Origin of the sequence: Goodfellowiella coeruleoviolacea, from assembly GCF_024171785.1 — a bacterium.
In the GTDB taxonomy this organism is placed as follows: Bacteria; Actinomycetota; Actinomycetes; order Mycobacteriales; family Pseudonocardiaceae; genus Goodfellowiella; species Goodfellowiella coeruleoviolacea.
This window is the reverse complement of record NZ_JAMTCK010000038.1, coordinates 1-13,393: the sequence shown is the minus strand read 5'-3', so window position 1 is coordinate 13,393 and position 13,393 is coordinate 1. Positions and strand designations below refer to the sequence as shown.

Below are 13,393 nucleotides of genomic sequence, written 5' to 3'. Positions count from 1 at the left end.
GCGAACGCCTCCGCGAACACCGGAGACGACTCCAACAACGCACACCCCATCCCCCGCCACTGCGACCCCTGCCCAGGAAACACGAACACCACCCGGCCGGATGACGCCTGCCGCCCCGCGGCATCCTCGACCAGACCGGCAAGCAGTTCCTCTCGCGTCTCACCGACCACCGCTACCCGATGGGCCAACGCTGCTCGCGTCGTCGCCAACGAATGAGCGATGTCTCCCACTGACACGCCTGGGTTGGCGTCGACGAAAGCCCTGAACCGTTTGATCTGTTCGCGCAAGGCCGCCTCCGAGTGCGCGGAGAGCACCCACGGAACCGGAAGAGAGCCCTCAGCCGCACCCACCGGACCCGGATCCGATGCGGCATTGGCTACGGCGTCGTGGTGGGGGGCTTGTTCCAGGATCACGTGGGCGTTGGTGCCACTGATCCCGAACGAGGACACCCCCGCCCGACGCGGCCGACCCACCTCCGGCCACGACCGCGCCTCCGTCACCAACTCCACCGCACCAGCAGACCAGTCCACATGCGACGACGGCCGACCAACATGCAACGTCTTCGGCACAACACCGTGCTCCAACGCGCACACCATCTTGATCACACCCGCCACACCCGCCGCCGCCTGGGTGTGCCCCACATTCGACTTCACCGACCCCAACAACAACGGACGACCCCGATCCCGACCCTGGCCGTAGGTCGCCAGCAACGCCTGCGCCTCGATCGGATCACCCAACACCGTCCCGGTCCCGTGCGCCTCCACCACGTCCACCTCGGACGGGGAAAGACCACCACTGGCCAACGCCGCCCGGATCACCCGCTGCTGGGACGGACCGTTCGGCGCCGTCAACCCATTCGACGCACCGTCCTGATTCACCGCACTACCCCGCACCACCGCCAACACCCGATGACCACGACGCCGCGCATCCGACAACCGCTCCACCAACACCACACCCACACCCTCGGAGAACCCCGTACCGTCCGCGGAATCCGAAAACGCCTTGCACCGACCATCCGGGGCCAGTCCTCGTTGCCTGGACAGTTCGACAAACGGCCCTGGCGTGGACATCACCGTCACACCACCCGCCAGAGCCAGATCGCACTCACCGGACCGCAACGACTGCACCGCCAGATGCAACGCCACCAACGACGACGAACACCCCGTGTCCACCGTCACCGCCGGCCCCTCGAACCCGAAGGTGTACGCCACCCGGCCAGACAGCACGCTCGCGGCGTTTCCGGTCACCAGGTGGCCTTCCGCGACGCCCGCGGCGTGGACAAGCGAAAGGTAGTCCTGACCAGTGGTGCCGACGAAGACTCCGGTCTTGCTGCCATTCGCCGAACGCGGGTCGATGCCCGCCCGCTCGAACGCCTCCCAGGACACCTCCAGCAGCTGCCGCTGCTGCGGGTCCATCGCCAACGCCTCACGCGGCGAAACACCGAAGAACGCCGCGTCGAACTCACCCGCACCGGCCAGGAAGCCGCCCGCGCGCACATAGGACTTTCCTGCCCGAGCAGGATCAGCATCGAACACCGCCGCAAGGTCCCAGCCACGGTCCAGCGGAAACTCGCCGATCGCATCCACACCGTCCGCAACCAACCGCCACAGGTCCTCCGGCCCCGCCACACCACCCGGCAGCCGGCAGGCCATGCCGACGATGGCCATCGGCTCGGTGGCGGCCGCGGTGAGCCGGTCGTTGTGCTGGCGCAGGCGCCGGTTCTCCAGGAGCGCGGCGCGCAGTGCGTCAGCGACCGTCGAGTCTGAGATGTCCATCATCAGCTCCTCGTATGACCCGTCACCGGGGATCCGTGGTGTCGAGTGCCATCCGGACGAGGGCACCGAGATCCATGGCGGCTATGGCTTCACTGTCGTCGTCGACCGCGGTGCGGGCAGCGGTCGACGAGGTGGTCGCTGGGGCGGCGAGTTCGAGCAGGGTGTCCAGCAGGCCTGCGGCTCGCAGGCGGGCAGGCGGAATCGATGCCACCAAGTTCCGGATCCGGTCATCCGGGTCGTCATCGGCCTTGCCTGGAGTCAACCTGGTGACCAGGTGCGCACCGAGCGCGGCCGGCGTCGGGTAGTCGAAGATCAGGCCCGCCGGCAGCGAGAGTCCGATGATGGCCGCCAGTCGGTTGCGCAACTCGACCGCGGCCAGCGAGTCGAAGCCGAGTTCCTGGAAAGGCCGGTCCACACCGATGTCCTCTGTGGACTCGTGGTTGAGCACGGCGGCGGCCTCGGTGCGCACCACGCTGAGCAAGATGGTCTGTTGTTCGGCTTCACTCGCCCCGGCCAGGCGCCGGGCAAGGACGGCTTCAGGCTCCGTGTCGGTCAGCCGGTCGCCATCAGTGGTCAGCTTGGCCACTTCTGGGATCTCGGTGATGAGAGGTCTGGCACGTGTCGCGGTGAAGGCTGGGACGAACAGCGACCAGTCGATGTCGGCGACGACCACCGGGCTCTGGTCGTGTGCTATCGCGAGCCGCAGGGCGACAACAGCGAGATCCGGTGGCATCAATCGGATTCCGCTGCGGCTCAACAGGGTCTCCGGCATCCGGTCGACAAGTCCCCCGGCATCCCATCCACCCCAGGCGACCGACGTCGCCGGCAGCCCTCGCATCCGGCGGTTCTCCGCCAACGCGTCCAGCAGCGCGTTGGCCGCCGCGTAGGCACCTGTCGCAACGCTGCCCCAGACGGCCGCACCAGAGGAGAACAGCACGAACGCGTCGAGGTCCATGTCTTCGGTCAGCTCACTGAGCACGACTGCACCCCGGGCTTTCGCCGCCAGAGTACGTTCCAGATGCTCCACCGTCAGGTCGGTCACGGGCGCGTCGTCCACCACGGCCGCCGCGTGGATCACGGCCGTCAACGGCCTGTCCGGCGGGATGCTCGCCAGCAGACCCGCCACGGCGTCCCGGCTGGTGATGTCGCAGGCGGCGAACCTGACCGAGGGCACCTCCTCGGCGAGCTGCTGGGCGCCCTCGGCCGCGGCCCCACTTCGGCTGACCAGGATCACCTGATCAGCACCGTCTCTGGCCAGTGCGCGTGCGAGACTACGACCGAGGGCACCGGTACCTCCACTGATCAGTACCGTGCCCCTCGACCGCCATCCCGGCGTCGATCCGGCCGGCAGCGGAGCGCGTGCCAGCCGCCGAACGAGCACACGGGATTCCCGAACAGCGAACTCCTGCTCGTCGGATGCGGTGGCCAGTATCGAACACAGCTGGACGACAGCGTTGTCGTCGACGGTCTCGGGCAGATCGACCGTCCCACCCCACAGGCGGGGCAGTTCCAGACCGACAATTCTGCCCAGCCCACAGAGCTGCGCCTGGGCAAGCGCTACCGTCCCGTCCGACGGTCCTGTCACCACCGCGCCACGCGTGACGCACCACAGCCGGGTGGACAGCTTCAGGTCGACCAGTGCCTGTACCAACGCCACGGTGCCGAGGAGTCCACTTGGGACTTCCCGGTGCAGGGGATGAGCGGTCTCGGTCACGCCAAGCAGTGACAGCACCCCGTCGGGGTCGGGGAGGTCACGGAGTCGTTCGGCCATCGCAGCCCGGTCGGATGCGGACTCCACTGCCACGATGACGGCAGTCGCGCCGCACTCGGTGAGCCTGTCGCTGATCACGACCGCGAGATCGTCGTCAGCCTTCTCACTGATCACCAGCCACGTCCCGGACAGGTGTGGTTCCGGCATCTGTGGATGCGATCGCCACTCCACCCGGTAGCGCCAACTATCCACACTGGATAGTTGATGCCTGGTGCGACGCCATTCGGACAGTGCGACCAGGAACTCGTCAAAAGACCGGTTCGCCTCGATGCCCAGGCTGGCGGCCACGCCAGCGGTGTCCTGGTCCTCCACCGCCTGCCAGAAGGCCGCGTCCACGGGGTCTGCCCTGGGCGCTGGGCGCTCCGGCCAGTAGCGCCTGTGCTGGAAGGGGTAAGTGGGCAGGTTGACCGGTACGGACCGAGGCAGGAGCGCACTCCAGTCAACCGGCACACCATGGGTGTACGTGTGCGCCAGGGAAAGCAAGAAGCGTCGTTGTTCCGGTTCGTCGCGGTGCAGGGTGCCGACGGCCAGGACGTCGATGGCGAGGTCGTGTGCGGTGTCGAGTACCCCGGCCACGAGTACCGGTTGTGGGCTGACCTCGACGAAAACGGTGTGCCCCGCCCTGATCAGCGTTTGGGTGGTGTGGCAGAACTCCACGGTCTGGCGCAGGTTGCGGTACCAGTACTCGCCCCCCAGCTCGCCGGTGTCGATCAGTTCGCCGGTGACGGTGGAGTAGAACGGGACGGTGGATTGCCGGGCCCTGATCGCCCCGAGAGCGGTCAGCAGGTCGGCTCGCAGCACCTCCACGTCTCGGGCATGCGAGGCGTAGTCCACATCCACCCGGCGTGCCCGAACTCCGGTCTGCTCTGCCCAGGCCACGACCTCATCCAGAACGCCTGACTCGCCGGAGACCACCACCGACCGAGGGCCGTTCACCGCGGCCAGCGACAACCGCCCGCCCCACCGGTCCACCAACTCGCGCACCTGGTCCACCGGAGCGGACAGCGACACCATCCCACCCCGACCCGCCAACTCCTCCGCCAGCAGCCGAGCCCGCACCACGACGATCCGTGCCGCGTCGTGCAGTGACAGCGCACCCGCCACACACGCCGCGGCGATCTCCCCCTGCGAATGCCCCACCACCGCGGCCGGCTCCACCCCATGAGCCCGCCACACCGCCGCCAGCGACACCATCACCGCGAACAACACCGGCTGCACCACATCCACCCGATCCCACGACCCCGCCACCAACGCATCCCGCACCGACCACTCCACACACCCCTCGATCGCCTCCGCACACTCCGCGAACGCCTCCGCGAACACCGGAGACGACTCCAACAACGCACACCCCATCCCCCGCCACTGCGACCCCTGCCCAGGAAACACGAACACCACCCGACGAGCACCAGCCGCCACACCTCGAACCCCACGTCCCTCGACCACCTCACCCAACCCCGTGAGCAACTCCTCCCGGCTCTCCCCCACCACAGCCGCCCGGCACTCCAACGCGGCACGGGTCGTTCTCAGCGAATGGGCAACGTCCGCAACCGGCAGTTCCGGGCGCTCCGCCACCCACTGGTGCAGCCGGGCCGCCTGTTCCCGCAACGCCGCTTCGGACATCGCCGAGAGCACCCAGGTCACCGGTCCCGGCTGCGCCACCCGCGACACGGTCTCCTGCGGCTGATCAGGTGCTTGTTCCAGGATCACGTGGGCGTTGGTGCCGCTGATCCCGAACGAGGACACCGCTGCCCGGCGCGGCCGGCCCACCTCCGGCCACGGCCGAGCCTCCGTCACCAACTCCACCGCACCAGCGGTCCAGTCCACATGCGACGAGGGCTGGTCAACGTGCAACGTCTTCGGCAGCACGCCGTGCCGCAGCGCCAGGACCATCTTCATCACACCTGTCACGCCCGCGGCGGCCTGCGAGTGCCCCAGGTTCGACTTGATGGAGCCAAGCCACAGTGGTTGGTTGCGGTCCTGGCCGTAGGTCGCCAGCAACGCCTGCGCCTCGATCGGATCACCCAGTCTGGTTCCGGTCCCGTGCGCTTCGACCGCATCCACATCGGACGGTGCAAGACCGGCGTTGGCCAGTGCCGACCCGATCACCCGCTGCTGGGACGGACCGTTCGGCGCGGACAACCCGTTCGACGCGCCGTCCTGATTCACCGCACTGCCCCGCACCACCGCCAACACCCGATGACCGTTCCGCCGCGCATCCGACAACCGCTCGGTCAGGAGCACCACGGCGCCTTCACCCCAGCCGATCCCGTCGGCCGAGTCCGCGAACGGCTTGCACCGACCGTCGGCGGCGAGCGCGCCCTGCCTGGCGAACGGGACAAACGCGGTGGGATCCGAGATCACACCCACCCCACCGACGAGTGCCATCGAGCAGTCGCCCTGTCGTAGCGACTGGACCGCGGTGTGCAGGGCGACCAGCGACGACGAGCAGGCCGTGTCCACGGTCAACGCCGGGCCCTCCAGGCCGAACACGTAGGAGATGCGCCCGGACAGCACCGAGCCCGCGCCGCCGGTGGCGACGTAGCCCAGGTTCTCCGGTGAGCGCATCAGCTTCACGGCGTGTTCGATCGCCTGCCCACCGATGAAGACGCCCGTTCGGCTACCGCGCACGGACAGCGGGTTGATCCTGGCTCGTTCGAACGCCTCCCACGCGATCTCCAACAGGAGTCGCTGCTGCGGATCCATCGCTGTCGCTTCGCGGGGTGAGATGCCGAACAACTCAGCGTCGAAGTCGCCGACTCCCGACAGGAAAGCGCCTTCGACATCCCCCAGTTCGGGCTGGCCACGACGAAGGTCAGCGAGATCCCAGCCTCGGGAAGCCGGGGCGGGCCCAACCGCGTCGACGCCGTCGACCAGCAGTCGCCACAGCGCTTCTGGCGAGTCGGCGCCGCCGGGCAGCCGGCACGCCATGGACACGATCGCGATGGGCTCGCGATCACGGTTCCGCTCGTCCTGCAGCTCCTGGCGGGCCTGTCGCAGCTCGCCGGTGACTCGCACCAAATAGGCGCGCAGCTTGTCCTCGGTCATGACCAAATCCCCTGCCCGCTGTGATCGATCGGTGACGGCGGGTCCGGAAGAGGAGAACCGAGTTCGCGATCGATGATGTCAAAGATCTCGTCGTTGGTGGCCGATTCGAGGTCGGAGGTGCGGTCCTCGGCCGGGGCGAGTCTGGCGGTGATCTCCCGCAACATGCGGAGCACCTCGGTTCGTGCACTCGGGTCTGCCGCGACTACCGGCACCGCGCGTTCGAGCCGCGCCAACTGGTGGTGGACATCGTCCAGATCGATGCGGTCCACGTCTCCGCCGAGCTGGCCACCGAGGTGCTCGGCAAGGCTGATCGCATCCGGGTAGTCGAAGACCAGGGTGGCGGGAAGCGACAGGCCCGTCAGCGCTACCAGCTTGTTCCTGAGTTCGATGGCGGTCGCTGAGTCGAAGCCAAGCTCCCGGAACTGCCGCCGTGGTGGGATGGACGCGGTTGAAGCGTGACCGAGGACCGCCGCGGCCTGCGCGCGAATCAGCTCCACCAGGGTGGCTTGCCGTTCATCCGCGTCAATGCCCGGGTGGAAGTCCGGTGCTGGTCCGGTGATGCCCTTCCTCCGTTCGCCCGTTTCGGGGATTTCCTGGATGAGCGGACGTGGCCGGGCGAAGGTGTACGTGGCGGCGAAGCGTTCCCAGTCGATGTCCGCGACCGTCAACAACGTCTCGTCATCGTTCAGCGCCTGCCACAACGCCTGGGTCGCGAGCCCCGGGTCCATCGCGCGGATGCCCAGCCGGGCCAGTCGAGCCGTGCTCGCCTGGGCGGCGGCCGTCCCCGCTGACTTCCATGCTCCCCAGCTGACAGACGTCGCGGTCAACCCCTGTGCCCGCCGTTGCAACGCCAGCCCGTCCAGGCAGGCGTTGGCAGCGGCATACGCACCGTTACCGCTGCTTCCCCAGGTCGCGGCGCCGGACGAGAACAGCACGAACGCGTCCAGGTCCACTCCGGCGGTCAGCTCGTCCAGGTGCCGGGCACCACCCACCTTTCCCGACACCACCGCCTCGAAATCGGTCCAGGAACAGTCAACGATCTTGTGGTGCGCACCGACACCGGCGGCGTGGAACACCGACCGCAACGGGTACTCAGCTGGAATCGACCGGATCACCTGGGCCAGAGCATCCCGGTCCGCGACGTCGCACGCCACCACCGCAACGTTCACACCGGCGGCGGTCGCCTCCTCAACCAGCTCCGGTGCCACCACCCCGCGACGGCTCACCAGCACCAGGTGCTCAACGCCCGTGCCCAGCAGCCACCGCACCACGTGACGACCGACCTCACCCGTCCCGCCGGTCACCAGCGCCGTACCCCGAGTTCGCCACTGCGCCGCCGCCACTGCGGGCGGTGGCGCAGGTACCAGTCGCCGAGCGAAGACGCCGTCCTCGGACACCACAACCTGGTCCTCACCCGTGCCGGCCAGCACGCCCAACACGCGCGCGTCCCACCCGCCGGTCACCTCGATCAGGCCGCCCCAGAGGTGTGGCAGCTCCAACCCCACCACCTGTCCCAGCCCCCACACCCCACGCGCGTCACCAACCACCCCACCGCCCAGGCCAGATGCCCCTCGGGTGACCATCCACAACGGACTTCTCACGTCCGCGTCCAGCAACCCCTGAACCACCACCACGGACAGCCACATTCCCGCCAGCGACACAACACCCGAAACGGGCGGGGCGTCCTGGACGGCCGCGCGCAGCGAGTCAGCCACGGCGGCCCGGTCGTCTTGCTGACCGATGCCCACTCGAACCACGTGTGCGCCACCACGGGACAAGCCGGTGGCAGCCGCGTTGCCCAACTCCTCGTTCCCGTCCTCGGTGAGCACCACCCAGGTTCCGGACAGCGTTGCTTCCGTGGGAACAGGCACCGGCCGCCACTCCACCCGATACCGCCACGAGTCCGTCCCCATGGGACGCTGCCAGTAGCGCCGGTGCTGGAACGCGTACGTGGGTAGGCCGACGAGGGCCGCCCGCGGCAGCACACCCGCCCAGTCCACCGTGGCACCCCGGGTGTAGTCACCGGCCAGGGACAGCAACGAACGTCGTCGCTCCGGTTCACCGCCAACCAGGACGGGATCCGACACCAACTCATACCGACCGTCAGCCACCTTCGCCACCTCGGCGAGCAGCTCGTCGCGCGTGTCACCCACCACCGCGACGCGATGGTCGAACGACGTTCGCACCGCCAGTGAGTACGCCACCTCTCCCACCGAGGCTTGAGGGTGGTCGGCCATCCACCGAACCAACCGGACGGCCTGTTCCCGCAATGCCGCGTCCGACCGTGCCGACAACACCCACGCGACCGGGCCGCTGGCCGGTTCCGACGCGGACTCGGACTCCGGTGTCTGTTCGAGGATCACGTGCGTGTTCGTCCCGCTGAAGCCGAACGAGGACACACCGGACCGGTGTGTCCGGTCCACCTCCGGCCAGGGCCGGGCCTCCGTCAGCAGTTCGACCGCGCCAGCGGACCAGTCCACATACGACGAGGGACGATTCACGTGCAGTGTCCTCGGCAGCACGCCATTCCGCATCGCGAGGACCATCTTGATCACGCCCGCCACTCCGGCCGCGGCCTGCGTGTGCCCCAGGTTCGATTTCACCGACCCCAGCCACAACGGCTGCTCACGCCCCTGGCCGTAGGTGGCGAGCAGCGCCCGTGCCTCGATCGGATCACCCAACGTGGTGCCGGTTCCGTGTGCTTCCACCGCGTCCACATCAGACGGTGAAAGTTCGGCCTTCGCGAGCGCGGCCCGGATCACCCGCTCCTGCGCCGATCCGTTCGGCGCGGTCAAGCGGTGGGAGGCACCGTCCTGGTTGACCGCGGAACCCCTCACCGAGGCAAGTATCCGATACCCCAGCCGCTTGGCGTCGGACAGCCGAGCCAGGAGCAGAACACCAATCCCCTCGCTCCAAGCGAGACCATCGGCGCTGTCCGAGAACGCCTTGCACCGGCCGTCGGGAGCCAGCCCCGCCTGCTGTGAGAACGCCGCGAACGCCCCGGGAGTGGACATCACGGTCACCCCTCCGGCGAGTGCGAGATCACATTCTCCGGCGCGCAACGACTGCGCGGCAAGGTGCAGGGACACCAGCGATGAGGAACATGCCGTGTCCACCGTCACCGCCGGACCTTCCAGGCCGAACACGTAGGAGACACGACCGGACAGGATGCTGCCCGCCGTGCCGGTGAGCGCGAACGAGTCCCCGGCCGGACCGATCGAGTTCATCAGCATGGCGCTGAAGTCCTGCGGAGTTCCACCGATGAACACTCCGGTCCGGCTGCCCCGCAACGACCACGGGTCGATTCCGGCACTCTCCAGCGCCTCCCAGGACACCTCCAGCGACAGCCGCTGCTGCGGGTCCATCACCGCGGCTTCCCGCGGTGAGATGCCGAAGAACTCCGCGTCGAAGTCACCGGCACCGGCGACGAACCCACCGCGAGTGGCGGAGTCCACGCTCCACCCGCGATACGCGGGTGGAGCAGTGATCGCGTCGGTTCCGCTACGAACAACGCCCCAGAGATCTTCGGGATCGCGGACGCCGCCGGGGAAACGGCACGCCATGCCGATGATCGCCACCGGCTCGCGTTGCCGCTCGGCCAGCGCATCCAGCCGTTGCCGAGTCGCCTGCAGTTCGGACGTCACCCGTTTCAGATAGCGGCGGATCTTGTCCTCGGACACTGCTGCCTCCCTCATCGTCGGCGTCAAGACAGGCCGAGGTCTTTGTCGATGAACTCGAAAACCTCGTCGTCGCTGGCCGCATCAACATCGAACCCGACGGTGGAGGTCGTCGCCCCGTCGAACTGGAGCACCAGTTCCCGCAGCCGTTCGAGGATCACCGGACGCTGATCGTCAGACCGCAGCGCGTCCGCCAACCGATCCAGCTCCGTGTCCCACGAGACCGCCTCGACTTGGCTGGCGCCGAGTTCGGCGGACAGGTAGGCACTGAGCGATCTCGCATTGGGGTGGTCGAACGCGAGCGTCGCCGGCAGCTGCAGCCCGGTGACCGCTGACAGCCGATTCCGTAGGTCTACCGTGGTCAACGAGTCGAAACCGAGTTCTCCCAGTGGCGTCTCCTCGTCGACAGTGTCTGGTGCGGAGCGACCGAGTACCAGCGAGATCTCGGTGCGGACCAGCTCGAACAGAATCCGTTCACGCTCGTCAACCGAAGCACTGCCCAGCTGCTGGCGCAGCACTCCGCCGTCGGGCTGGGGCACTGGTTCGGTGACCTTGACGGCGTCCGGGATCCCGTCGAGCAGCGGCCGCCTGCGTGCCGAGGTGAACGGTGGCACGAACCGCGCCCAGTCGATGTCCGCCACGGTGATGGTGGTTTCCCCGAGTTCCACTGCCTGGAACAGGGCATCGACAGCCCGCTCTGGGGCCATCAGTTGGATACCACGGCTGGCCAGCAGCTCGGCACCAGCATCGTCCACCATTCCGCCTTCACCCCAACTGCCCCAGGCAATGGAGACCGCGGGCAGCCCCCGCCTGGCACGTGTTTCGGCGATGGCGTCGAGCAGCGCGTTGCCCGCCGCGTAGGCACCGGCCCCCGCGCTGCCCCAGATCGCCGAACCGGACGAGTACAGCACGAAAGCGTCCAGGTCGAGCCCCGAGGTCAGCTCGTCCAGGTGCCGTGCGCCGGCAACCTTCGCTGATGTCGTCGAGGCAAGCTCGTCGATGCCGAGCGCGGCGATCGGCACGTGGTTGCCGCTGACACCCGCCGCGTGGACAACCGTGGTGAGCGGGCGATCGTGGGGAATGCCATCCAGGACCCGTGCCAGGGCTTCGCGGTCGGCCACGTCACAGCTCTCGATCAGCACCGACGCGCCCAGCTCGGTGAGTTCCACGCGAAGTCGCTCTGCACCGTCAGCCGCAGAGCCTCGCCGGCTGATCAGCACCAGGTGCTCAGCTCCCGCACGCGCCAACCGTCGCGCCACGTGCGCACCGAGCCCGCCGGTACCGCCGGTGATCAGGGCGGTCCCACGTGGTCGCCAGGGCTGACGCGGTTGGTCTAGTGCGGGTGCTCGCACCAGCCTGCGCACGAACACTCCGGACGGACGGATGGCGTACTCCTGCTCGTCGTCGTCCGCACCGAGAACGTCAGCGAGCCAGCTCAGTGTCCGCCGGTCGGGATCGACGGGAAGGTCGACCAGACCACCCCACTGGTGTGGCTGTTCCAGGCCCAGCACCCGGCCCAGCCCCCACACTTGCGCCTGAGTGGGATTGGTCAAGGGGTCGGCGGCGTCCACGGCAACGGCACCACTCGTCACACACCACAACGGCACTTCTGCTGCGAGGTCGAGGTCACGCAGCGCCTGCACCAAGACTGTGGTCAGGAGCAGTGCCACCGGTACGGCGGAGTAGGTCGGGTGCGGATCCTGCTTCAGCCCCAGCAACGACACGACGCCGCACAGGGAACCTGTTCCCGGTAGCGCAGCCCGAATCCTGGCCGCGAGGTCTTCTCGGCCTATCTCCGGCGGAACCGCTACCACCGTGGCCCTGCCGTTCAGCGATCTGGTGATGGTGGCAGCGAGTTCCTCGTGCTCGTCAGCGCATGCGACGACGAGCCAGTTGCCCGATTTGGACGTTGGTGTGGAAGCGGGCATCCGCCGCCATTCCACACGGTAGCGCCAGCTATCCACAAGGGACAGATCCCGATGCCGTTGCCGCCAGGTGGCCAACGCGGGTAGCACTGTTCCGAGGTCGTCATCCGGCGCCACACCCAGCCTTGCCGCCAGCCCGTCCCGGTCCTGCTGGTCCACAAGCGACCAGAATGCTGAGTCCTCTTCCGAACTCGGTGAGGACGCCTGGGGCGTCAGCCAGTAGTGGTGGTGTTGGAAGGGGTAGGTGGGTAGGTCGTCGACCCGGCTGCGACTGCGGCTGCGGCTGGTGGTGGTGGGGGGGGTGAAGTAGTGGTCCCAGGCGATCGGGGTATCGGTGTGCGTGTGCAGGAACGCCAACGCTGTGGCCACCGCCTCAAGCTCGCCCTGACGGGGGTCCAACACCGCCACCCCCGACCCCTGATCGATCAACGACACCAACCCGGCCGGACCGAGTTCCACCCACACCGACACCCCACGCCCACGCAGACACTCGACCGCCTCACCAAACCGCACCGGACGACGCGCCTGCTCCCGCCAATAACCAGCAGTACCCACCTCCGCGCCCACCGGCCGCCCGGTCAACGTGGACACCATCACCGTCCGCGCCACCCCACCCGCGGCCCGCTCCACCTCCCACCCCAACTCCGCCATAACCTGCTCGACACCCGCCGAGTGAAACGCATACCCCGTGTCCAACAGCCTGCACCGCACCCCCGCCCGAGCCAGACGACCAGCCAACCCCACCACCGCCGGACGCGGCCCGGACACCACCACCCGGTCAGCACCGTTGACCGCGGCCAACTCCACCCCGCGCCCCAACCAGCCCGTGATATCCCCCTCGCTGGCGTGCACTGACAGCATCGCCCCGGACCGGGCGAGCCGCTGCATCACCCGGGCCCGCTCCGCGGTGATCGCGCACGCGTCGGACAACGACCACACCCCGGCGGCGTAGGCCGCGGCCAGCTCTCCCGCGGAATGCCCGATGACCCCGTCCGCGGCCACCCCCCACGAGCGCAGCAACTCGACCAACCCCACCTGCACCGCGAACAAGCCCGTCTGGGCGTAGAGGGTCTGTTCCCACAGCCCGGCCTGGTCGCTACCGGGTTGAGCGAAGACGACCTCGGTGAGCGGGACCTCCAGGTGGGGGTCCAGGTGGGCGCAGACCGTGTCGATGGTCTCGGCGAACACGGGGAACCGCTG

The 13,393-nt window shown here is 68.4% G+C and carries 4 protein-coding genes; all 4 read right to left on the bottom strand.

Annotated elements, in window-relative coordinates; genetic code table 11:
* Positions 1–1,841: type I polyketide synthase (locus LX83_RS37385; RefSeq protein ID WP_407649776.1), on the bottom strand; the 1,841-nt coding region annotated here is incomplete at its 3' end.
* Positions 1,798–6,561: a type I polyketide synthase gene (locus tag LX83_RS37380; RefSeq protein ID WP_456356018.1), complete on the bottom strand. Its 4,764-nt coding sequence runs from the start codon at positions 6,559–6,561 to the stop codon at positions 1,798–1,800. The genes LX83_RS37385 and LX83_RS37380, both read right to left, overlap by 44 nt.
* 26 nt (positions 6,562–6,587) lie before the next feature.
* Positions 6,588–10,271, bottom strand: a complete 3,684-nt coding sequence (locus LX83_RS37375) for a type I polyketide synthase (protein ID WP_407649775.1) — start codon at positions 10,269–10,271, stop codon at positions 6,588–6,590.
* 23 nt (positions 10,272–10,294) lie between these two features.
* Entirely contained in the window at positions 10,295–13,381 is a 3,087-nt protein-coding gene (locus LX83_RS37370; protein WP_253780898.1) for an SDR family NAD(P)-dependent oxidoreductase, read from the bottom strand.
* Between the last annotated feature and the right edge of the window lie 12 nt (positions 13,382–13,393).